The following is a 22,324-nucleotide window of genomic DNA, read 5'->3' on the forward strand; positions in this document are numbered from 1 at the left end:
GTCGCCCATGACCGCCGCCACCCCCAATGATCCCCGCGCGGTCGCCACCGCCGTCGCCTGCTACAGCCTATGGGGCCTCTTGCCCCTGCTGTTCATGGCCATGGCCGCCCATGGCTTCGGCGCGCCCGAGATCCTGGCCCACCGGGCGGTGTGGTCGGTCTTCGTGGCGGGTCTGTTCCTGCTGCTCGCAGGCCAATGGGGCGAGGCGAAACAGGTGCTGGCGACGCCGCGCACCCTGGCCTGGCTGGCCCTGTCGGCGGCGATGATCGCGACGAACTGGAGCCTGTACGTCTTCGCCACCACCCATCACGCGACGCTTGAAGCCAGCCTCGGCTATTACATCAACCCGCTGCTCAACATGGCGGCGGGAGCGGTGTTGTTCCGTGAACGGATCGACCGCTGGAGCGGCCTCGCCATCGGCCTGGCCGCCGTCGGGGTGGTGATCCAGACCATCGCCCTGGGCCATGTGCCGATCATCGGCCTGACCCTCGCCGTCACCTTCTGCGCCTATGCGGTGATCCGAAAACGCGTGCCGGCCTCGGCCCAGACCGGGTTGTTCGTCGAGTGTCTGGTGCTGCTGCCCATCGGCGCCCTGTTCCTGGCCTGGCTGGCCACGCACGGCCAGGCGACGGGTTTCGCCTCCCCCGCCGGTCTGGCCTGGGCCCTGGTCAACGGCCCGGCGACGGTCATTCCGCTGGTGATGTTCGCCTGGTCGGCGCGACGTCTGCCCCTGTCCACCCTCGGCTTCATCCAGTTCCTGGCGCCGACGCTCCAGTTCGCCTGCGGCGTCTGGGCGGGCGAGGCCCTGACGCCGCTGCGCATCGTTTCCTTCGGCTTCATCTGGGCCGGAGCGGGGGTGTTCGCGATCGGCGCGGCGCGGCGGTCGCGCGCCGCAAGGCGCGCCGTCGTCCTGTCCGAAACGGTCTAGAGCGCGCCGTATAGGGCCGCCAGCAGCCGCCGGGGGCGAGGGTCGCCGATCAGGTGCGGCGACTGACGCGTCATCACATAGGCGGCCGACAGCCGGCGCGACGGGTCGGCCATGGCCATCGACCCGCCCCAGCCGTAGTGGCCGAAGGACCCGCCCGGCCCGAAGACGTTCAGCCCGTCATTGCGCATCAGGCCCGCCGCCCAGCTGATCACATAGGGGAGCACCTTGTCCGGGCCGTGGATCCGTTCGCGCGTCAATTGGTCCAGCGTCTCCGCCGACAGCACCGACCGGCCCTCCAGAACCCCCGCATTGGCGACCACCCCCATCATCCGCGCCAGGCCCAGGGCCGTGCCGTGCAGATTGGCCGAAGGAATCTCCATCTTGCGCCATTCGGCCGATCCCCGCCCGCCGGGGGCCGAGCCCCGGTCCAGGAAGGCCGCCTGTTTGATCGGATCGACGGTCCCTAGGCTGGGCGCCGCCGTGGGCTTGCGCATCTGGGCCACCCGGCCATGCTCGCTCTCGGGCAGGCCGATCCACAGATCCAGGTCGGGGAAGTCCGCCCGCAAGGCCTGGCCCATGGTCCGCCCCGTCGCCAGGCGGAAGACCTCGTTGGCCATGTAGCCGACCGTGACGGGATGATAACCGGACGCCGTGCCGGGCTCCCACATCGGCGCCTGGGCCGCCAGCCGCGCCAGCACGGACGCCGCCTCGAACCAGACCGACGGATCGACCGCCTCGGAAAAGCCCGGCAGGCCCGCCTGGTGGCTCATCAACTGGCCCACGGTGATCCCGGCCTTGCCCGCCGCCCCGAACGCGGGCCACAGGCTGGCGACCGTCTGCTCGTAATCCAGCCGGCCCGCCTCGACCGCCGTGGCGATCAGCAGGGCCATCACCGCCTTGCCGGTCGAGAACACCGGCGTCAGGGTCGTCTCGGTGAAGGCCGTGGTCCGCGCCGTGTCGGCATGGCCCGCCCACAGATCGACGACCGCCTCCCCATCGATCAGCACGCTGAACCGCGCCGCCTGCTCGTTCAGCCCCTCGGGCGCATCGGTGAAATTGGCGGCGAACGCCTCGCGCACGGCGTCGAAGCGCGGGTCGCAATGGCCTTGAATATCGATGTCAGTCATGACTCCGTTCTTAGACCGTCCCCCGCCGGCGGGGAAAGTCTCAGTGCGGCCCCTTTCCCGGAACCCGTCCGGCGCCGGCCGGGCCGTCACGCCGTCGGCGGGCAGAAGCCGGGTCTGGCGCCGGCGGCGCGAAAGACGTTCGTGATCAGCGCCGGACGCCGCCCGCCCGCCATACGGGCCTTGTTCGCCTGAGCCAGCGCGACGACTAGCGGTCGGTCCGCCTCCCCGGTGCACCAGGCGGCGCGGCTATGGTCCTCGGCGACCAGGGTATCGCCCCGGCGGAAATCGCCGTGCTTCGCCAACAGGTCCACGGCGGCGTCATTGAGGGCCTTGGGGTCGCCCGCCTCGACCGAGGCCGAACAGCCCCCGTCCGGCAGGGCCATGACATAGACGTCGGAATAGGAGGCCAGCCGCCAGGCGGCGACGGCAAGGGGCGAACCGGTCGTGCGGGGCGGCACGGGACGCAGCCAGTGATCCAGCGCCAAAGCCTCGACCGGACGATTCTCTCGAACGGCGGTCAGGCAGATGTCGGAGACGACGATCTCCATCGCCGCCATGGGCGAGGTCAGGGCGGCCCAGGGCGCGGGCTGGGTTGGTCGGACGGTCGGATTGGTCGCGCACCCGGCCAGGGCGAAGACCATGGCGGCGACGCCCGCCAGCCGGATCGAGAGAGTGTTCATGCTCAGCCCCGCCAAACAAGCCGAGAGTGCGTGGTCCACACCTAACGGTCAAGGCGTTCGCCAACGAAAAGGCCCCCCGCCGAAACGAGAGGCCTCAAATCGTTCGATCCGGCGTGTGGATCAGGCCGCGACGACCTCGGTCGCCTGTTCGGCCAGGATGGTCAGGCCTTCGCCGTTGACGTCGGCGAAGCCGCCCTTGACGTCATACTGGGTCCGGGCCCCGCCGACATAGACGGTCACCAGACCCTCGCGCAGGGCGGTCATGAAGGGGGCGTGGTCCGGCAGGACGCCGAAGTCGCCCTCGACGCCCGGCGCATCCACCTGGTCCACCAGGCCCGAGAAGACCTCGCGTTCCGGCGAGACGAGGGAGAAGTTCAGCTTGCCGGCCATGATCAGGCTTCCGCCGCCATCTTCTCGGCCTTGGCGACGGCCTCTTCGATCGCGCCGACCATGTAGAAGGCCGATTCCGGCAGGTGGTCGTATTCGCCGGCGACGATGCCCTTGAACGAGCGGATGGTGTCGGCCAGTTCGACGAACTTGCCGGGGGCGTTGGTGAACTGCTCGGCCACGAAGAAGGGCTGCGACAGGAAGCGCTGGATCTTGCGGGCGCGCGAGACGACCAGCTTGTCCTCTTCCGACAGCTCGTCCATGCCCAGGATGGCGATGATGTCCTTCAGGCCCTTGTACTGCTGCAGGACTTCCTGGACCGAACGGGCGACGTTGTAGTGTTCTTCGCCGATGACCAGCGGGTCCATGATCCGCGAGGTCGAGTCCAGCGGATCGACGGCGGGGAAGATGGCCTGGGCGGCGATGTCGCGCGACAGCATGGTCGTCGCGTCCAAGTGGGCGAACGAGGCGGCGGGCGCCGGGTCGGTGGGGTCATCGGCCGGGACGTAGATGGCCTGGACCGAGGTGATCGAGCCTTTCTTGGTCGAGGTGATCCGCTCTTGCAGATTGCCCATCTCGGTGGCCAGGGTCGGCTGATAGCCCACGGCCGACGGGATACGGCCCAGCAGAGCCGACACTTCCGAACCGGCCTGGGTGAAGCGGAAGATGTTGTCGACGAACAGCAGCACGTCCTTGCCTTCTTCGTCGCGGAAATACTCGGCCTGGGCCAGGCCGGTCAGGGCGACGCGGGCGCGGGCGCCGGGAGGCTCGTTCATCTGGCCGTAGACCAGGGCGCATTTGGAACCCTCGGTCGAGCCGCCGTTCTTGGCCGGGTCGACGTTCACGTTCGACTCGATCATCTCGTGATACAGGTCGTTGCCTTCGCGGGTGCGCTCACCCACGCCGGCCAGGACCGAATAACCGCCGTAGGCCTTGGCGATGTTGTTGATCAGTTCCTGCATGGTCACGGTCTTGCCCACGCCGGCGCCGCCGAACAGGCCGGTCTTGCCGCCCTTGGTGTAGGGGCAGATCAGGTCGATGACCTTGATGCCCGTGACCAGGATTTCCGACGAGTTGGTCTGCTCCTCGAAGGTCGGGGCCTCGCGGTGGATCGGGCGGTACTGGGTGGTCTGGATCGGGCCGGCTTCATCGATCGGCTGGCCGACGACGTTCATGATCCGGCCCAGCACGCCCGGCCCGACCGGGGTCTGGATCGAGGTTCCGGTGTCCGACACGGCCTGGCCGCGCGTCAGGCCCTCCGTCGTGTCCATGGCGATGGTGCGGACCATGTTCTCACCCAGGTGCTGGGCGACTTCCAGGACCAGGGTGAAGGGCTCGCCCGTCTTCTGGTCGATGTTCTGTGTGTGCAGGGCGTTCAGGATCGCCGGCAGGTGGCCGGTGAACTCGACGTCCACGACGGCGCCGATGACCTGGGCGATCTTGCCCGTGGCGACGGCGGAGACGGGAGCCGCTGCGGGAGCGGCCTTCTTGGCGGCCGGCTTGCGGGCGGCGGGCTTCTTGGGGGCGACGGTGTCGGTCATGGCTGGGGTCCGTATCGGAATGTCTGTTCGGTCGGGATCAGAGGGCTTCGGCGCCGGCGATGATCTCGATCAGCTCGGTGGTGATCTGGGCTTGGCGCTTGCGGTTGTACTGCAGCGTCAGGGCGTTGATGAGGTCGCCGGCGTTGCGCGTGGCGTTGTCCATCGCCGCCATCTGCGACCCGAAGAAGCCCGCCTGGTTCTCGTACAGAGCGGCCAGGATCTGGGTCGTCAGGTTGCGCGGCAGCAGGGTCTCGAGGATTTCCTCTTCCGACGGCTCGTAGTCATAGACCGCGCCGTTCAGGTCGATCGGGGCGGCGTCGCCCTCGACCACGGCGGGGATCAACTGCTTGCCGGTCGGCACCTGCTGGATGACCGATTTGAACTGGCTGTAGAACAGGGTGACCACATCGGCCTGACCGTCCTCGAACGCCGTGGCGATCATTTCGGCGACTGGCTGGGCCAGGGGCAGGCCGATGGTCTTCTGGGCGCTCAGCTCGAAGGTGTGGACCACCTTGTCGCCGTACAGACGGGTCAGCTGATCGCGCGACTTGCGGCCGACGGCGATGATCTTCACGTCCTTGCCGTTGGCGATCAGGCTGCCGATCCGCTCGCGTGCGGCGCGGATGACGTTGGTCGAGAACCCGCCCGCCAGACCCTTGTCCGCCGTCGCCACCACGATCAGGTGACGCTGGTCCTGACCCGTGCCGGCCAGCAGCTTGGGCGCGTCGGCGCCCGAGACGCCGGCGGCCAGGTTGGCGATGACCGAGGCCATCTTGCGCGCATAGGGCCGGGCGCTCTCGGCCTGGTCCTGGGCGCGTTTCAGCTTGGCCGCGGCGACCATCTGCATGGCCTTCGTGATCTTCTGCGTGGCTTTCACGCTTCCGATCCGATTGCGCATTTCCTTGAGGCTGGCCATCCGGCGTTGCTCTTCCTCTAACTACCGGCGGGGTTCAGGCGAAGGTCTTGACGAAGGCGGCCAGGATGTCCTTGAGCTCGGCTTCGATGTCCGAGGTCAGGTCCTTCTTGGTGCGGATGCCTTCCAGCAGGCTGGGGTGGTTCGCATGGATGCGGGCCAGCAGTTCCTTCTCGAACCGGCCGACGTCGCTCACGGCGATGCCGTCGATATAGCCGCGCGTGCCGGCGTAGACCGAGACGACCTGTTCTTCCATCGCCAGCGGCGAGTATTGCGGCTGCTTCAGCAGCTCGGTCAGGCGGGCGCCGCGGGCCAACAGCTTCTGGGTCGAGGCGTCCAGGTCCGAGCCGAACTTGGCGAAGGCGGCCATTTCCCGGTACTGGGCCAGCTCGCCCTTGATGGTGCCGGCGACCTTCTTCATCGCCTTGGTCTGGGCCGAGGACCCGACGCGCGACACCGAGATGCCGACGTTCACGGCCGGGCGGATGCCTTGGTAGAACAGGTCGGATTCCAGGAATATCTGGCCGTCGGTGATGGAGATGACGTTGGTCGGGATATAGGCCGAGACGTCGTTGGCCTGGGTCTCGATCAGCGGCAGGGCGGTCAACGAGCCCGAACCGTAGTCCTCGTTCAGCTTGGCCGAACGTTCCAGCAGGCGGCTGTGCAGGTAGAAGACGTCGCCCGGATAGGCTTCGCGACCCGGCGGGCGGCGCAGCAGCAGGGACATCTGGCGATAGGCCACAGCCTGCTTGGACAGGTCGTCATAGACGATCAGGCCGTGCATGCCGTTGTCGCGGAAATATTCGCCCATGGCCGTACCCGAGAAGGGCGCCAGGAACTGCAGCGGGGCCGGCTCCGACGCCGTGGCGGCGACGACGATGGTGTATTCCATCGCCCCGGCCTCTTCCAGGGTCTTGACGATCTGGGCGACGGTCGAACGCTTCTGGCCGATGGCGACGTAGATGCAGTAGAGCTTGGCGCTCTCGTCGTCGGTCTTGTTGACGTTCTTCTGGTTCAGGATGGTGTCGATGGCGACGGCGGTCTTGCCCACCTGACGGTCGCCGATGATCAGCTCGCGTTGGCCGCGGCCGACGGGGATCAGGGTGTCGATGGCCTTCAGGCCGGTCTGCATCGGCTCGTGGACCGACTTGCGCGGGATGATGCCCGGCGCCTTGACGTCGACGCGGCGGCGCTCGGTGAACTGGATCGGGCCCTTGCCGTCGATCGGCTCGCCCAGCGGGTTGACGACGCGGCCCAGCAGGCCCTTGCCGACCGGCACGTCCACGATCTCGCCCAGGCGGCGCACGTCGTCGCCCTCGGCGATGGCGGCGTCGGCGCCGAAGATCACGGCGCCCACATTGTCGCGTTCCAGGTTCAGGGCCATGCCCTTGACGCCGGCCTTGGTGAACTCGACCATTTCGCCGGCCTGGACATTGTCCAGACCGTGGATGCGGGCGATGCCGTCGCCGACCGACAGCACGCTGCCCACGTCGGAGACATCGGCTTCGACGCCGAAGTTGGCGATCTGCGACTTGAGGATGGCCGAGATTTCAGCGGCGCGGATGTCCATGACGGGCTCTCTGTTCTTCAGTCTTCTGCGGGTGCGCCGATCAGGCGCGCTTCATTCTTGGGGCGGGGAGCGGGCTTACGCTCGCTTGAGGGCGAACTTCATCTGGTCGAGCTTGGTCTTCAGCGAGGCGTCGAACAGTTTCGAGCCGACCTTGATCTTCAGGCCGCCCAGGATGGCCGGATCGACCCGCGTGGTCAGTTCCGGCGCCTTGCCCAGGCTGGCGTTCAGCGCGGTCTTGATCGCGGTCAGCTGCTTGGCGTCCAGCGCCTGGGCCGAAACGACCTCGGCGGCGGCGATGCCGGCGTGCTTGGCGTAGCGGGCTTCGAACCCGGCGATCACATGGGGCAGGTCCCGCGCGCGGTGGTTCTGGGCCAGCAGGCCCAGGAAGTTGGCGGTGGTCTGTTCGAACCTGGCCTTGGCGGCGATGGCGACGAGGCCCTTGCCCTGATCCTCGGCCGAAATGACCGGCGAGGTCGCCAGGCGGCGCAGGTCGGCGCTCTCGATCCAGGCGGCCTTCAACGACGTCAGGTCGGCACGGACGGCGTCCAGGCGGCCGGTTTCCAGCGCCAGATCAAACAGCGCCTGTGCGTAGCGATCGCCGACTTCCGTCGTTCTGAAATCATCAGCCACTGATTAGGGTCCGAGGTCGTTGTGTCAGGGTCGCGACCGAATGCGAGGCTCGCAACGGTCAAAAGCTTGAAATGCTTGCGGAAAGCACGACAGAGGCCGTATTCGTGAATACGCCCCCTTCAAGCCGGGCGCCTGATAGCACGGGGTTTTGCTGCTCGCAACATTGTGTGAAGGGGTGATGAAGCCGCACCCTGTCGCATCGGGTGTCGCACCCCGGTCATCCCTCCATGTGAAATCACGGGCCGACCTGCCGACGAGAGCCGAGATGAAACCGCACCCGCTGCTGATCACCGCCGCCTGCGCCCTCCTGGCGCCCTGCGTCGCCGCCCCGTCGCACGCCCGAGCCGGCGGCCTGACCGGGGCCCTGACCGCCCCTGCGGACGCTCCCCGCTCCGTGCGGCTGATGAGCTACAACATCCGCTATGACGCGCCCGACGACACGCCGAACTGGCTGCAGCGCCGGCCGCACATGGCGCGCCAGATCGCCTTCTTCGATCCCGACGTCCTGGGGGTTCAGGAGGCGCTGATTCCGATGGTCGCCTATCTGGCCGATCAGGCGCCGGCCTATGACCATTACGGCGTCGGCCGCGACGACGGCGCCCAGGCGGGCGAGACGACGACCCTGTTCTGGCGCCGCGCCCGATTCGAAGCGGTCAGCACCCAGACCCTGTGGTGCTCGCCCACGCCGGACCGTCCGTCCAAGGGGTGGGACGCCGCCCTGCCGCGCACCGTGACCCGCGTCGTGCTGCGCGACCGGGTCAGCGGCCGGCTTCTGGACGTGCGCAACGCCCACATGGACCATGTCGGCGCGGTCGCCCGTGAACAGTGCGCCGCCCTGGCCGCCGATCTGGCCCCGGCGACGGTTGAGGGGGCGACGGCGACGGTGGTGCTGATGGGGGATTTCAACGCCGGGCCGGACACGGCCCCCTATCGCCGCGTCCTCGCCGCCGGGCTGCGCGACGCCCGCGCCGTCAGCCCCGTCGTGTTCGGTCCCGCCGGCACCTACAACGACTTCGACATCGCCAGGGACAATGACGGCGTCGCCATCGACCATGTCTTCGTCGCTCCCGGCCTCTCGGTCGAACGCTACGGCGTGCCCACCGATTCCTTCAGCGGCCAGGTGATCTCGGACCATTTCCCCGTGGTCGTCGATGTCGCGCCGGACGAAAAATGATCGCACAACTGAGGGCCGGGGTGCGACCATTGCGCCGCCCCCGACCGCTTGATCGGAACCTGCGGCGGCCCTAGCGCTTAACGCTGACGCTTTTCCACCTAGGACACCTAAATGCTCGACAGCATTACGCCCCTGCTCTCCGACCCAGCCGCCTGGGCCGCGCTGGTGACGCTCATCGTGATGGAGGTCGTGCTCGGCATCGACAACCTGATCTTCATCTCGATCCTGTCGAACAAACTGCCCGAGCATCAGCGCCAGAAGGTGCGGCGCATCGGCATCGGCCTGGCCCTGGTCATGCGCCTGGCCCTGTTGTCGATCATCGCCTGGCTGGTGGGTCTGGTTCAGCCGGTCTTCACCCTGATGGGCAACGAATTCTCGTGGAAGGACCTGATCCTGATTGCGGGCGGCCTGTTCCTGGTCTGGAAGGCCACCAAGGAGATCCACCACACCGTCGATCCCACGCCCACCCACGACGTGATGGACAAGAAGGACGTGATGATCACCAACGCCGGCGCGGCGATCTTCCAGATCATCCTGCTGGACCTGGTCTTCTCGATCGACTCCATTCTGACCGCCGTCGGCATGACCGAACACCTGCCGATCATGGTGGTCGCGGTCCTGGTCGCTGTCACCGTCATGCTGCTGGCCGCCGATCCGCTGGCCAATTTCATCAACGAGAACCCCAGCGTCGTCATGCTGGCCCTCGGCTTCCTGCTGATGATCGGCATGGTGCTGATCGCCGACGGCTTCGGCTATCATGTGCCCAAGGGCTATATCTACGCCGCCATGGCCTTCTCGGCCGGGGTCGAGGCCCTGAACATGATGGGCCGTCGCTCCGCCACGAAGAAGGAAAAAGCCACGGCCGCCCGCGCCCAGGCCGATCAGGCCGAGGCCCGCGCCAAGAAGGCCGAGGCGGAAGCCGCCGCCGAGAAGGCCTGAGCCGATGATCCGCCTGTCGTCACGCCTCGCCGGCCTCGTCTCCGGCCTGCTGCTGGCGACAGGCGGCGGCCTTCCGACCCGGGCCGAGGTTCCGGTCCAGGCCTATGAAGTCGTCCGCGCCTATCCGCACGACAAGACGGCCTTCACCGAGGGCCTCTTCTTCCATGACGGCGCCCTGTACGAGAGCACGGGCCTCTACCCGTCCTTCATCCGCCAGGTCCGGCTGGAGACGGGCGAAGTCCTGCGCCAGCGCGACCTGCCGACCGTCTATTTCGGCGAAGGCATGACCACGCTGAACGGCAAGCTCTACAGCCTGACCTGGCGCAACCACATCGGCTTCATCTGGAAGCTGGACGACTTCTCGCCCCTGGGCGGCTTCTCCTATCCGGGCGAGGGCTGGGCCCTGACCACCGACGGGCGGCGGCTGATCATGAGCGACGGCACGGACCAGCTGCGCTTCCTCGATCCCGACACCCTGGCCGAGACCGGCCGGATCTCCGTCACCGCCGACGGCGAGCCGCTGGATCAGATCAACGAGCTGGAATGGATCGACGGCGAGGTCTTCGCCAACCTGTGGCAGGACAACCGCATCGCCCGCATCGACCCGGAGACCGGCGTCGTGAAGGCCTTCATCGACCTGACGGCCCTGGTCCCCCAGGATGCGGGCCTGGACCCGAACGACGACGTCCTGAACGGCATCGCCTGGGACGCAGGCGGCAAACGCCTGTTCGTCACCGGCAAACGGTGGCCGCAACTGTTCGAGATCAGGCTGCGCTGATCCCTTGAAACAGCGAGGGGGCGGACGCCTGCATGCGTCCGCCCCCTCGCCGCCTGTACTCCGGCTTAAATCAGCCGTGCAGGTCGAACCGGTCCAGCTCCATGACCCGGGCCCAGGCCGCCACGAAGTCCTCGACCAGTTTCTTCTGGCCGTCCGACCCGGCGTAGACCTCGGCCAGGGCGCGCAGCACGGCGTTCGAGCCGAACACCAGATCGACGCGCGTGCCGGTCCATTTCGCCTCGCCCGTCTTGCGGTCTCGGCCTTCGAACACCGCCTTGGCGTCCGAGGTCGCCTGCCACTTCACGTCCATGTCCAGCAGGTTGACGAAGACGTCGTTGGTCAGGGCGCCGGGCCGGTCCGTCAGCACCCCGTGGGTCGCCCCACCGACGTTGATGTTGATGGCGCGCAGCCCCCCGATCAACGCCGTCATCTCGGGCGCGGTCAGGGTCAGACGCTGAGCCTGGTCGATCAGCAGGGATTCGGCGGGAACGGCGTAGCGGGCCTTCTGATAGTTGCGGAAGCCGTCAGCGACCGGCTCCAGATAGCCGAAGGATTCGACGTCGGTCTGGGCCTGGCTGGCGTCCGTCCGTCCCGGCGTGAAGGGTACGACGACCTCATGTCCCGCCGCCTTCGCCGCCTGTTCGACGCCGGCGGCGCCGGCCAGCACGATAAGGTCGGCCAGCGAGACCTTCTTGCCGCCGACCTGGCCCTGGTTGAAGGCGAACTGCACGCCTTCCAGGGTCTTCAGCACCCGCTCCAGCTGCTCGGGCTGATTGACGGCCCAGTCCTTCTGGGGCGCCAGGCGAATGCGCGCGCCGTTGGCGCCGCCGCGCTTGTCCCCGCCCCGGAAGGTCGAGGCCGAGGCCCAGGCCACGCCCACCAGCTCCGAGACGCTCAGCCCCGTGGCCAGCACCTGGGCCTTCAGCGCGACCACGTCGGCCGCGTCGATCAGCGGATGATCGACGGCCGGCACGGGGTCCTGCCAGATCAGTTCCTCCTTGGGGATCTCCGGGCCCACATAGCGCGAGCGCGGACCCAGGTCGCGGTGGGTCAACTTGAACCAGGCCCGGGCGAAGGCCTCGGCGAAGGCCTGGGGGTTGTTCAGGAAGCGGCGCGAGATCTTCTCGTATTCGGGGTCGAACCGCAGCGACAGATCGGTGGTCAGCATGGTCGGCCGACGCATCTTGGTCGGATCATGGGCGTCGGGGATAACCAAGCCCGCGTCCTTGGCCACCCACTGGTGCGCCCCGGCCGGCGACTTCTCCAGCTCCCATTCGAAGGCGAACAGGTTCTCGAAGAAGAAGTTGCTCCACTGGGCCGGGGTCTGGGTCCAGGTCACTTCCAGACCACTGGTGATGGCGTCACCCGCCTTTCCGCTGCCGAAGCTGGAGGCCCAGCCCAGGCCCTGGGCTTCCAGACCCTCGGCCTCGGGCTCGGGTCCGACGTGGTCGGCCGGGCCGGCGCCGTGGGTCTTGCCGAAGGTGTGGCCGCCGGCGATCAGGGCCACGGTCTCCTCGTCGTTCATCGCCATCCGGGCGAAGGTGTCGCGGATGTCGCGCGCCGCCGCGATCGGGTCGGGATTGCCGTCCGGGCCTTCCGGGTTGACGTAGATCAGGCCCATCTGGACCGCCGCCAGCGGGTTCTCCAGATCGCGAGTATGCTCACGACCGTCCGCGTTGTCGTCGGTCACCAGCACGGCCTCATCAGCCGGCTTGTCCACGCCGTGCGAGCCGCGCGCATAGCGCTCGTCGCCGCCCAGCCAGGTCGTTTCGCGCCCCCAGTAGACGTCCTGATCCGGCTCCCAGGTGTCTTCACGACCGCCGGCGAAACCGAAGGTGCGGAACCCCATGGTCTCCAGCGCCACATTACCGGTCAGGATCAGCAGATCGGCCCAGGAGATGGCCTGGCCGTATTTCTGCTTGATCGGCCACAGCAGGCGGCGCGACTTGTCGATGTTGACGTTGTCCGGCCAGGAGTTCAGCGGCGCAAAACGCTGCTGGCCGCGCCCGCCGCCGCCCCGGCCGTCGCCGACGCGATAGGTGCCCGCGCTGTGCCAGGCCATGCGGATGAACTGGGGCCCATAATGGCCGAAGTCCGCCGGCCACCAGTCCTGCGAGTCGGTCATCAGCTGGCGCAGATCGTTCTTCAGCGCCTCATAGTCCAGTTTGGAGAAGGCCTCGCGATAGTTGAACCCCTCGCCCAGCGGGTTCGACCGCGACGAATGCTGGTTCAGCAGGTCGGTGCGCAGCTGCCCCGGCCACCAGTCGCGGTTCTGGACCCCACCCCCGGCGACCGACTCTGTCGTCGCGCCTGAGAACGGGCATTTGGCTTCGGTGGTCATGGCGGTCTTCCCTATGATGGCGCGATGCGGCGGGCGTGTTGGCGATAGCCCTTCGGCTGACGTGGCTATTGAACACGGCCCAGCTTCATAAGACCAATCGATTATCTTTGATTTTTGTATAGACCCGCCCTATTCGTCCGAAATGCTCCCCACCCTGCGTCAACTCCAGTACCTGAAGCTTCTCGCCGAACACGGCAGCTTCTCCCGCGCCGCCGAGGCCGCCCACGTCAGCCAGCCTGCCCTCAGCGCCGGGGTGCAGGAGCTGGAACGGATCCTGGGCGCCCCTGTGGTCGAGCGCGCGCGCGGCGCCGTCATCATGACTGCGGTGGGGGTCGAGGCTGTGCGCCGGGCCGAGGACGTGCTGGCGCGGACCGAGGATCTGGTCGAGGCGGCCAAGAACGCCGGCCGCCTGCTGTCGGGCCGATTCCGCCTGGGCGTCATCCCGACCGTGGCCCCCTTCCTGCTGCCCGCCAAGCTGCCGTCGCTGAAGATCGCCTATCCGAACCTGAAGCTGTTCATCCGTGAGGACCTGACGCCGCGCCTGATCGCCGCCCTGAAGGCGGGCCAGATCGACGCCGCCGTCATCGCCCTGCCCTATGAGGCGCCGGGGGTCGAGCACGCCCGGATCGGCGACGACGAGATCATGGCCGCCGCCCCCCACGACCACGCCCTGGCCGCGCCAGGCCCCATCCGGCCCGGTTCGCTGCGGGCCGAGGACCTGATCCTGCTGGAAGACGGCCACTGCCTGCGCGACCACGCCCTTGCGGCCCTGGACATCGAGGCGCCGCGCGGCGACGACGTCTTCGCCGCCACCAGCCTGCACACCCTGATCCAGATGGTCGGCTCGGGCCTGGGGGTCAGCTTCCTGCCCAAGATGGCGGTTCAGGCCGGCCTGGCCGACACCCCTTCCGTCGTCATCCGCGCCTTCGAGAACCAGGCCGACGGCGTCCCGCCCCACCGCGAAATCGTCGTCGCCTGGCGCTCCGGCTCCAGCCGCGCCGCCGAGGCTCGGCTGCTGGCCGAGGCGCTGAAACTGGATTGATCGTCGCCTTCGCCCCGACCCTGGCCGCGCTAGCGCTGGCCGAACAATGCCACCGCATCGGCCCCTGCAGGGAAGCGCAGCCGGCCGGTTTCATCGTTCGCGGCGCGCCATACGGCGTCTGCGACTTCCGCCTCGGTCGTCACCATCTCCGGCTGAGCGAAAGCCGCGAGCACCGGTTTGGCGAAGGCCGCATACGGTTCGGGGATGACGTCCTCGAGGCGAATGTCGCTGTTCTGCGAGAAGCGCGTCGTGGGGCCATAGCCGGGTTCGACCAACTTGACCCGAACGTTGAAGGCGCGGAGTTCGTGTTCGAGCGATGCGGTGAATCCCTCGATCGCCATCTTGCTGGCCGTGTAAACTGACGCGAGGGGCATTGGCGCCAGCGTCACGCTGGAGGTCACGTTGACGATCACGCCCGCTTTCCGCGCGCGGAACTGGGGCGTCACGGCCTGCGTCATCGCGATCACGCCGAACGTGTTCGTCTCGAACACTTCGCGGGTCTTGGACATGGGTGTGGCCTCCAGCGCGCCGATCACGCCGATGCCGGCGTTGTTCACGAGCGCGTCAATGGGGCCAGCCTCCTCCAGCGCTGCCGTTATGCTCTCGGCTCGGGTGACATCAAGCGGCAGGATTCGAAGCCGGTCGGACTCCGGCAGAATACCTGAGCGCGGCGATCTCATCGTCGCGATGACGTTCCAATTCTGGGTGAGGAAGCGGCGCGCCGTCTCCAGGCCGTAGCCCGAGGAACAGCCGGTGATCAGGACAGTCTTCATGGCGGGGTCTCCTGCATGTTTGAAGCCGGACCTTAGGCGGGCGTGATCGATACGATCTACAATGGCAAGTCCGCCTTTAATCTCATATCGTCCGGTTCATGAGTGATCCCCTTTCCGAAGTCGTCTCGCTGCTCAGACCTCGAGCCGTCTTCACCAAGGGAATTAGCGGCGCTGGAGCCTGGGGCGTTCAATACGCCGAATTCGGCCACCCAAGCTTCTGCACGGTTCTGGAAGGAAGATGTCGACTGAAGGTCGATGGCCGGGAATCGATCACGCTCCAAATGGGCGACTTCGTGCTTCTGCCGGCCACCCCTGGCTTCGTGATTTCCGGCCTCGCGTCGGTCATTCCGGCGATCATTGATCCCACGGTCGCATCAACGCCCATCGAAGACGTTCGTCATGGGCTTCCCGACGGCGATCCCGACGTCCGTTTGCTCGGCGGTTATTTCATCTTCGATTCGCCCGACGCGGACCTGCTGGTCGCGCGACTGCCCCCGCTCGTGCACATCCGCGACACGCCGCGACTGTCCTTGCTGATACGGTTGACCGGCGAGGAGGCCCGCGAACATCGGCCTGGTCGTGACCTCATACTCTCACGGCTCGTCGAGGTGGTGCTGGTGGAGGCGCTGCGGAGCCTTCGCGCGGACGAGGCGCCGCCCAGCCTTCTGCGCGGACTGGCGGACACACGGGTCTCGACGGCCATACGGCGCATGCATGGCGAGCCCGCCCACGCCTGGACGATCGCCGCCTTGGCGAAGGAGGCGGCGCTTTCCCGGTCGGCCTTCTTTGATCGGTTTTCCCGCATCGTCGGCGTATCGCCGATGGAATATCTCCTAGGCTGGCGAATGGCCCTCGCGAAAGACTTGCTGCGCCGCCGCGACATGAGCCTTTCGGAGATCGCGGAAAAGGTCGGCTACAGTTCCGCCAGCACCTTCAGCACCGCATTCAGCCGATATGTGGGTCGTGCACCGGGCCGCTATGCGCGAGCGTTCTCAGGCTGACGCCCTTTGGCATGAAAAGGGCCGACGGATCGCTCCGCCGGCCCTTCTGTTTCAGCGATCAGTCGCCGGATTATTCAGCCGCGATCGGCGCCTCGGTTTCCGGGCCGCGGGCCAGGTTGCGCAGGACGTAGGGCATGACGCCGCCGGCCAGCAGATAGTCCATCTCGGTCTGGTTATCGATGCGGCAGCGGACCGGGAAGCGGGCCATCTTGCCGTCCGACGGGCGGAACAGTTCGACCCACAGGTCCTGACGCGGACGCAGCTTGCCGACATTGGCGTCGGACAGGCCGCGGATGGTGACGATCTCCTCGCCGGTCAGGCCCAGCTTCTGCCAGCCGTCCTGTTTGAACTGCAGCGGCACGACGCCCATGCCGACCAGGTTCGAACGGTGGATACGCTCGAAGCTTTCGGCGATGACGGCGCGAACGCCCAGCAGGCGCGTGCCCTTGGCCGCCCAGTCGCGCGACGAACCGGTGCCGTATTCCTTGCCGGCGAAGACGACCAGCGGCCGGCCTTCCGACTGGTAGCGCATGGCGGCGTCATAGATCGACATGGTGTCGCCCGACGGGAAGTGCTTCGTCACGCCGCCTTCGATCTCGGGCGTGATCCGGTTCTTGATCCGGATATTGGCGAAGGTGCCGCGCATCATGACTTCGTGGTTGCCGCGGCGGGCGCCGTAGCTGTTGAACTCGGCCGCCTCGACGCCGTGGTGGGTCAGATAGACGCCGGCGGGCGAGGTCTTCTTGATCGAACCGGCCGGGCTGATGTGGTCGGTGGTGATCGAGTCGCCGAAGATGGCCAGGACGCGCGCCTCGACGACGTCCTGAACCGGGGTCAGGTCCATGGACAGGCCTTCGAAGTAGGGCGGGTTGGCGACATAGGTGGAGGCGTCGTCCCACTCATAGGTCTGGCCGCCGGCGACCTTGATCGCTTGCCAGTGCTTGTCGCCCTTGAACACGTCCTTGTAGCGTTTGGCGAACATGGCCGGGGTGACCGACTTCTTCTGGATGTCGGCGATCTCCTGCGAGGTCGGCCAGACATCCTTCAGGAAGACGTCGTTGCCCTTCTTGTCCTGACCGATCGGATCCTTGGTGATGTCGATCCGCATCGAGCCGGCGATGGCGTAGGCCACGACCAGCGGCGGCGAGGCCAGATAGTTGGCCTGGACGTCGGGGTTCACCCGGCCTTCGAAGTTGCGGTTGCCCGACAGGACCGAGGTCGCGACCAGGGCGTTGTCGTTGATCGCCTTCGAGATCGCCGGATCCAGCGGGCCCGAGTTGCCGATGCAGGTGGTGCAGCCGTAGCCGACCAGGTTGAAGCCCAGGGCGTCCAGGTCCTTCTGCAGGCCGGCGTCGGTCAGATAGTCGGTGACGACCTGCGAGCCGGGGGCCAGCGAGGTCTTGACCCAGGGCTTGGCCTTCAGGCCCAGGGCATGGGCCTTGCGCGCCACCAGACCGGCGGCGATCAGCACCGACGGGTTGGAGGTGTTGGTGCAGGAGGTGATGGCGGCGATGACCACGTCGCCGTCGCCGACGGTGAACTTCTCACCCTCGACGGCCGCGCGCGGGGCGTCGGTCGGACGGGCGAAGACATCGACCAGGGCGGTTTCGAAGGCCGGGGCCGCAGTGGTCAGTTCGACGCGGTCCTGCGGACGCTTCGGACCGGCCAGCGACGGCACGACGGTGGCCAGGTCCAGTTCCAGCACGTCGGTGAAGACCGGGTCTTCCGAGGTCTCGTCGATCCACAGGCCCTGGGCCTTGGCGTAGGCTTCGACCAGGGCGACGCGCGCCTTGTCGCGGCCCGTGGCGGTCAGATAGCCGATGGTGGCTGCCGAGACGGGGAAGAAGCCGCAGGTGGCGCCGTATTCCGGGGCCATGTTGGCGATGGTCGCCTGGTCCTCGATGGTCATGTTCGGCAGGGCGTCGCCGAAGAATTCGACGAACTTGCCGACCACGCCCTTCTTGCGCAGCATCTGGGTGACGGTCAGCACCAGGTCGGTCGCGGTCGTGCCTTCCGGCAGGCGGCCGGTCAGTTTGAAGCCGATGACCTCGGGGATCAGCATCGGGATCGGCTGGCCCAGCATGGCCGCCTCGGCCTCGATGCCGCCGACGCCCCAACCCAGGACGGCCAGGCCGTTGATCATGGTGGTGTGGCTGTCGGTGCCGACGACGGTGTCGGGATAGGCGACGGTCTTCTTGCCTTCGTCCAGGGTCCAGACGGTCTGGGCCAGGTTCTCCAGGTTCACCTGGTGGCAGATGCCGGTGCCGGGGGGCACGACGCGGAAGTTGTTGAAGGCCGACGAACCCCAGCGCAGGAAGTTGTAGCGCTCGATGTTGCGCTCATATTCGCGCTCGACGTTCTGGCCGAAAGCCTTGGCCGTGCCGAAGTGATCGACCATGACCGAGTGGTCGATGACCAGATCGACCGGAACCAGCGGGTTGATCTTGGCGGCATCGGCGCCCAGGGCGCTCATGGCGTCGCGCATGGCGGCCAGGTCGACCACGGCGGGCACGCCGGTGAAGTCCTGCATCAGGACGCGGGCCGGACGGAAGGCGATCTCGTGCTCGACCGAGCCCTTGTTCTCGACCCAGGCGGCGACCGCCTTCAGGTCGTCCTGCGTCACCGAGACGCCGTCTTCGTTGCGCAGCAGGTTCTCCAGCAGCACCTTCATCGAGCGCGGCAGACGGGAAATCCCGGTCAGACCCGCTTCCTCGGCGGCCGGAAGGCTGTAATAGGCGTATTTCTTGCGCCCGACGGAAAGGTCCTGGCGGGTGTTGAAGCTGTCGGTGGACGGCATGGAGAGTTTTCCTCTGGTCAGCGCCGCCCGACAATCCGGTTGCGCCTTCGCGCGGCAGACGCAGCGGCTCACAGGGCCCCTGCGCGCGCGGCGAAAGCCTGCTGCGGCAATCGTGCCTATAGTCCGCTCATCGCGCACCGTCCATGTGTCCACACCCTCGATGCGGACATTGAGAAAGGTTCTCAAAACAATGCGTATTTTCTCCCTCCCCGGCGCGGGGAGGGGGGCTGAGCGGAGCGAGGCCGGGTGGGGCGGGCCGCGCGACCCATCGCTCGCCTTGTTTCCAGGAAATCGTGCGCCCTCGCCGGGCCGCCCCCACCCCGTCGCTCCGCGACGCCCCTCCCCGGAACGGGGAGGGAGAGTGTCGCCGTCATGATCCACACCCTTTCGATCTCCGACCTGACCGTCTCACGCGGCGAGCGCCTCCTATTCCAGGGGCTCGACCTGCGCCTCCAGGCCGGGGAAGCCGTAGTGCTGACGGGCGCCAATGGCGCAGGCAAGACCAGTCTGCTGCGGACCATCGCGGGCCTGCTGCGCCCCGACGCCGGCGAGGTCGCCTTCCATGACGGCGACGGCAACCCGCTGGACGAGCGGCTGGCGCGCGGCCGCGAAACCCATTTCCTCGGCCATCAGGACGGACTGAAGACCAGCCGAACGGCGCGCGAAGAACTGGGCTTCCAGTGCGACTGGCTGGGCCATGTCCAATGCGGCATGGACGATGCGGTCGAAGCTTTCGGCCTGAAGCCTATGCTCGATCTCGAGGTGCGACGCCTGTCCGCCGGGCAGCGCCGCCGCCTGGCCATGGGCCGGCTGGTCGGATCGCCGCGCGCCCTGTGGCTGCTGGACGAGCCGATGGCCCCGCTGGACGCCCGCTGGCGCGCGGCCTTCGCAGACCAGATGCGCCGCCATCTCGCCGCCGACGGCCTGATCCTGGCCGCCGTCCACGACCCCCTGCCCCTCCCCGCTCGCACCCTGGACCTGGGAGGTCTGACGTGAGCCGTCCTGTCGACGCCGAACCCCGCCCGCCGGGCCTGCGCGGCGCGACGCGCGTGCTGCTGGAGCGGGAGCTGGACCTGGCCTGGAGCGGCGGGGGCGGCCCCCTGCTGGCCTGCGGCTTCTTCGCCTGTCTGACCGCCGTCCTGCCCCTGGCTGTCGGGGGCGATCCGCGCACGCTTTCGCCCGTCGCCGGCGGGATCGCCTGGCTGGCCCTGGCGCTCGCCTCTTTGCTGTCGCTGGAGCGGCTGTTCGAGCGGGATCTGGAGGACGGGGCGCTGGACCTGCTGGCGCTCGGCCACCTGCCGCTGGAATCGGTGGTGCTGATCAAGGCCCTGGCCCAGTGGATCGCCGTCGGCCTGCCCCTGGCCCTGACCGCGCCCGTCGCCGCCCTGGCCCTGGGCCTGCCGCCGGCGTTGGTCCCGCTCACCGCCTTGTCGGCCCTGATCGGCGGGGCGGGCTTCGCCTGCACCGGAACCCTGGGCGCCGCTCTGGCCCTGGGGGCGAAGCGGGGCGGCCTGCTGATCGCCGTCGTGGTCCTGCCCCTGCTCATCCCCCCGGTCGTCTTCGGCGCCGGGGCGCTGGAACGCGCCGCCTCGGGCCAGTCGCCCGCCCCGGCCCTGGCCTTCCTCGCCGCCTATGTCCTGTTCGCCGGCGTCATCGCCGCCTTCGCCGGGGCCGCAGCGGTGCGCAACGCCCAGGGATGACTGAGTTGATCCGCCGCTTGCCCGCCGTCGCGACCCCGCGTAATCGCTGAGCCCATGTTCGGCCTGTCCAACCCGCAGCGTTTCATGGCCTTCACCGGCCCGCTGACGCCCGTCCTCTGGGCGGTCGCGGCCGTGCTGCTGGCGGTCGGGACCTGGCTCAGCTTCTCCGTCCCCGCCGACTATCAGCAGGGCGACACGGTGCGGATCATGTTCGTCCATGTGCCGGCCGCCGTGTGGGGTCTGGGCGCCTATTCGGCCCTGGGGGTCTCCAGCTTCTTCGCCCTGGTGTTCCGCCACGCCCTGGCCGACGCCGCCGCCCGCGCCGCCGCCTTGTCCGGCGCCGCCTTCACGGCCCTGGCCCTGTTTACCGGCTCACTGTGGGGCCAGCCGATGTGGGGGACCTGGTGGGTGTGGGACGCGCGCCTGACCAGCGTGCTGGTCCTGTTTCTCTTCTACCTCGGCTATATGGCGCTGCGGGCCTCGATCGACGACGAACAGAAGGGGGCCCGCGCCGCCGCCGTCCTGGGTCTGGTCGGGCTGATCAACCTGCCCATCGTCAAATTCTCGGTCGATTGGTGGAACACCCTGCACCAGCCGGCCAGCTTCCTGACCCCCGGATCCTCGGGCCTGGACCCGGTCTATCTGCCGCCCTTCCTGACCATGCTGGCGGCCTATGGGGTTCTGTTCGCGGCCCTGTGGCTGACGGCGATCCGCACCGAGGTCCGCCGTCGCCGCGTCCTGACCCTGCGCGCCCGAAAGGCGCTGGAGGCTTAGATGCTCGACCTCGACATGACCCCCTACGCCGCCTTCGTCTGGCCCGCCTGGGGCGTCAGCGCTCTGGTGCTGATCGCCCTGACCGCCCGCGCCGTCGTCGCCTCCCGCAAATGGAAGCGCGAACTCGAGCGTCTGGAAAAAGACCAGAGCGCGACATCAGACGCCGCAGACTCCAATCGCCCTCAAGTAGCGCAAAGCGCGATAGGGCCCTTAAAGTGAACCGCTGGCTGGCCCTCCTGCCCCTGGTGGTGCTCAGCGCGCTCGCCGCCCTGTTCATCGGCTGGTCGCTGAAACGCGATCCGGCCTTCAAGCCCGACGCCATGGTCGGCCAGCCCATCCCCGAAACGGTGCTGCCCATGCTGACCGGCGATAGCGCCGGGCCCGGCAATCTGGACCTGAAGACGGCAGGCGTGGGCCGGCCCATGCTGGTCAATGTCTTCGCCTCCTGGTGCGCCCCCTGCCGGATCGAACATCCCAAGCTGCTGGCCCTGAAGGCGCGGGGGATCGCCGTCGTCGGTGTGGCCTACAAGGACGAGCCGGTCGCCACCCGCGCCTTCCTGGACGAGATGGGCGACCCCTATTCCATGGTTCTGGTGGATCGCGAGGGTCGGGCCGGCCTCGACCTGGGCATCTCCGGCGTGCCCGAGACCTTCGCCATCGACGCCATGGGCCGGATCACCGCCAAACAGTCCGGCCCCCTGCTGAACGACGCCGACATCGACCGTCTGGTGGCCTCGATGCAGGCCCCGCCCCGGCCCGCTCCCGGTGAAAAATCGCATTAACTCTCTTTCGAGAGGCCTTGTTAACGATTGATCGCTCCGGATGCGTTAACGTTTGGGCATGAGCGCGATTCGCCCCGGTTTGCCGCAGCCCGTCCCGTCGCAAGGTCTCGACCTGCCGACGGCGCGAAACGCGCAGGCCGCCTTCTTCCGCGCCGCCCTGGATCAGGCCTCACGCGTTCAACCCAGTCAGGCGCCCGCCGCCGCCGTCATGTCCACGGTGCGCACCGCCAATCCGGCGCGCCCCGTCGAACCCGCCCCGGTGGCGCCGGAGCGCGAAGAGCCCCGGATCATGCGCCCCGGCTCCTATCTCGACATCAAGGTCTGATCCGACCCAAGCTGAGCGCGCCCCTCGGGCCGCCAGGGCGATGCGATTTGCCGTAGAGCGCGTCGGGACACGTCGTCCCTCAGGATTTTAAGCTGGATACGGAGGGATACCCCTTATTGCGC

22 protein-coding genes are annotated in these 22,324 nt (G+C 67.9%); 12 read left to right on the forward strand and 10 right to left on the reverse strand.

Annotated features, from left to right (window positions below):
* Nucleotides 1–7 precede the first annotated feature (7 nt).
* Nucleotides 8–928: an EamA family transporter RarD gene (gene rarD / locus ACP7CK_RS07215; protein WP_426025574.1), complete on the forward strand. Its 921-nt coding sequence runs from the start codon at nucleotides 8–10 to the stop codon at nucleotides 926–928.
* On the opposite strand, the gene ACP7CK_RS07220 is transcribed toward rarD, so the two are convergent.
* From ACP7CK_RS07220 to ACP7CK_RS07250, 7 genes are all read right to left on the reverse strand, one after another.
* Nucleotides 925–2,055, reverse strand: a complete 1,131-nt coding sequence (locus tag ACP7CK_RS07220) for a serine hydrolase domain-containing protein (protein ID WP_426025575.1) — start codon at nucleotides 2,053–2,055, stop codon at nucleotides 925–927. The genes rarD and ACP7CK_RS07220 overlap by 4 nt on opposite strands.
* An 86-nt stretch (nucleotides 2,056–2,141) precedes the next feature.
* Nucleotides 2,142–2,735, reverse strand: a complete 594-nt coding sequence (locus ACP7CK_RS07225) for a hypothetical protein (RefSeq protein WP_426025576.1) — start codon at nucleotides 2,733–2,735, stop codon at nucleotides 2,142–2,144.
* A 120-nt stretch (nucleotides 2,736–2,855) separates the two neighbouring features.
* Nucleotides 2,856–3,125 (reverse strand): ATP synthase F1 subunit epsilon, encoded by a 270-nt coding sequence (locus tag ACP7CK_RS07230; RefSeq protein WP_292150245.1) that lies wholly within the window; start codon nucleotides 3,123–3,125, stop codon nucleotides 2,856–2,858.
* Between the two features lie 2 nt (nucleotides 3,126–3,127).
* A complete protein-coding gene (gene atpD / locus ACP7CK_RS07235) occupies nucleotides 3,128–4,663 on the reverse strand; it encodes a F0F1 ATP synthase subunit beta (RefSeq protein ID WP_035308966.1) in 1,536 nt (511 codons plus the stop codon).
* A gap of 37 nt (nucleotides 4,664–4,700) precedes the next feature.
* Nucleotides 4,701–5,579, reverse strand: coding sequence for a F0F1 ATP synthase subunit gamma (locus ACP7CK_RS07240; RefSeq protein WP_154726477.1), 879 nt, complete (start codon nucleotides 5,577–5,579; stop codon nucleotides 4,701–4,703).
* 34 nt (nucleotides 5,580–5,613) lie between these two features.
* The gene (gene atpA / locus ACP7CK_RS07245; RefSeq protein ID WP_426025577.1) at nucleotides 5,614–7,146 is read right to left on the reverse strand and encodes a F0F1 ATP synthase subunit alpha; all 1,533 of its coding nucleotides are present in this window, start codon (nucleotides 7,144–7,146) and stop codon (nucleotides 5,614–5,616) included.
* 75 nt (nucleotides 7,147–7,221) lie between these two features.
* Nucleotides 7,222–7,776 (reverse strand): F0F1 ATP synthase subunit delta, encoded by a 555-nt coding sequence (locus tag ACP7CK_RS07250; RefSeq protein ID WP_426025578.1) that lies wholly within the window; start codon nucleotides 7,774–7,776, stop codon nucleotides 7,222–7,224.
* A 265-nt stretch (nucleotides 7,777–8,041) separates the two neighbouring features.
* Between ACP7CK_RS07250 and ACP7CK_RS07255 the strand changes: the two genes are divergently transcribed.
* From ACP7CK_RS07255 to ACP7CK_RS07265, 3 genes are all read left to right on the forward strand, one after another.
* Nucleotides 8,042–8,950 (forward strand): endonuclease/exonuclease/phosphatase family protein, encoded by a 909-nt coding sequence (locus ACP7CK_RS07255; protein ID WP_426025579.1) that lies wholly within the window; start codon nucleotides 8,042–8,044, stop codon nucleotides 8,948–8,950.
* Between the two features lie 111 nt (nucleotides 8,951–9,061).
* Entirely contained in the window at nucleotides 9,062–9,889 is an 828-nt protein-coding gene (locus ACP7CK_RS07260) for a TerC family protein (RefSeq protein WP_426025580.1), read from the forward strand.
* Between the two features lie 4 nt (nucleotides 9,890–9,893).
* Nucleotides 9,894–10,667: a glutaminyl-peptide cyclotransferase gene (locus ACP7CK_RS07265; protein ID WP_426025581.1), complete on the forward strand. Its 774-nt coding sequence runs from the start codon at nucleotides 9,894–9,896 to the stop codon at nucleotides 10,665–10,667.
* A gap of 70 nt (nucleotides 10,668–10,737) precedes the next feature.
* Here ACP7CK_RS07265 and katG read toward each other — a convergent pair whose 3' ends face one another.
* Nucleotides 10,738–13,008, reverse strand: coding sequence for a catalase/peroxidase HPI (gene katG, locus ACP7CK_RS07270; RefSeq protein WP_426025582.1), 2,271 nt, complete (start codon nucleotides 13,006–13,008; stop codon nucleotides 10,738–10,740).
* Between the two features lie 142 nt (nucleotides 13,009–13,150).
* On the opposite strand from katG, the gene ACP7CK_RS07275 reads away from it, so the two are divergent.
* The gene (locus tag ACP7CK_RS07275) at nucleotides 13,151–14,050 is read left to right on the forward strand and encodes a hydrogen peroxide-inducible genes activator (protein ID WP_292150252.1); all 900 of its coding nucleotides are present in this window, start codon (nucleotides 13,151–13,153) and stop codon (nucleotides 14,048–14,050) included.
* Nucleotides 14,051–14,079: 29 nt separating this feature from the next.
* Here the strand turns inward: ACP7CK_RS07275 and ACP7CK_RS07280 are convergent, their stop codons facing one another.
* Nucleotides 14,080–14,823, reverse strand: coding sequence for an SDR family oxidoreductase (locus ACP7CK_RS07280; RefSeq protein WP_426025583.1), 744 nt, complete (start codon nucleotides 14,821–14,823; stop codon nucleotides 14,080–14,082).
* A gap of 98 nt (nucleotides 14,824–14,921) precedes the next feature.
* Here ACP7CK_RS07280 and ACP7CK_RS07285 point away from each other — a divergent pair, with 98 nt between their 5' ends.
* Nucleotides 14,922–15,824, forward strand: coding sequence for an AraC family transcriptional regulator (locus ACP7CK_RS07285; protein WP_292150254.1), 903 nt, complete (start codon nucleotides 14,922–14,924; stop codon nucleotides 15,822–15,824).
* Nucleotides 15,825–15,894: 70 nt separating this feature from the next.
* On the opposite strand, the gene acnA is transcribed toward ACP7CK_RS07285, so the two are convergent.
* Complete coding sequence (gene acnA, locus ACP7CK_RS07290; RefSeq protein ID WP_426025584.1) at nucleotides 15,895–18,621, reverse strand: aconitate hydratase AcnA; 2,727 nt, start codon at nucleotides 18,619–18,621, stop codon at nucleotides 15,895–15,897.
* Between the two features lie 372 nt (nucleotides 18,622–18,993).
* On the opposite strand from acnA, the gene ccmA reads away from it, so the two are divergent.
* Genes ccmA through ACP7CK_RS07320 form a run of 6 tightly spaced genes read left to right on the forward strand, consistent with a single transcriptional unit; the run spans nucleotide 18,994 to nucleotide 22,202 of the window.
* The gene (ccmA, locus tag ACP7CK_RS07295) at nucleotides 18,994–19,617 is read left to right on the forward strand and encodes a heme ABC exporter ATP-binding protein CcmA (protein ID WP_426025585.1); all 624 of its coding nucleotides are present in this window, start codon (nucleotides 18,994–18,996) and stop codon (nucleotides 19,615–19,617) included.
* A complete protein-coding gene (gene ccmB / locus ACP7CK_RS07300) occupies nucleotides 19,614–20,321 on the forward strand; it encodes a heme exporter protein CcmB (RefSeq protein WP_426025586.1) in 708 nt (235 codons plus the stop codon). Before ccmA ends, ccmB begins: the two co-directional genes overlap by 4 nt.
* Before the next feature lie 54 nt (nucleotides 20,322–20,375).
* Nucleotides 20,376–21,095 (forward strand): heme ABC transporter permease CcmC, encoded by a 720-nt coding sequence (gene ccmC, locus ACP7CK_RS07305; RefSeq protein WP_426025587.1) that lies wholly within the window; start codon nucleotides 20,376–20,378, stop codon nucleotides 21,093–21,095.
* Nucleotides 21,096–21,314 (forward strand): heme exporter protein CcmD, encoded by a 219-nt coding sequence (ccmD, locus tag ACP7CK_RS07310; protein WP_426025588.1) that lies wholly within the window; start codon nucleotides 21,096–21,098, stop codon nucleotides 21,312–21,314.
* Entirely contained in the window at nucleotides 21,311–21,877 is a 567-nt protein-coding gene (locus ACP7CK_RS07315) for a DsbE family thiol:disulfide interchange protein (RefSeq protein ID WP_426025589.1), read from the forward strand. The genes ccmD and ACP7CK_RS07315 overlap by 4 nt, the downstream gene beginning before the upstream one ends.
* Before the next feature lie 58 nt (nucleotides 21,878–21,935).
* Nucleotides 21,936–22,202, forward strand: coding sequence for a hypothetical protein (locus ACP7CK_RS07320; RefSeq protein ID WP_292150871.1), 267 nt, complete (start codon nucleotides 21,936–21,938; stop codon nucleotides 22,200–22,202).
* Nucleotides 22,203–22,324 lie beyond the last annotated feature (122 nt).

This window comes from Brevundimonas sp. TSRC1-1, assembly GCF_049898245.1.
Lineage (GTDB): Bacteria > Pseudomonadota > Alphaproteobacteria > Caulobacterales > Caulobacteraceae > Brevundimonas > Brevundimonas mediterranea_A.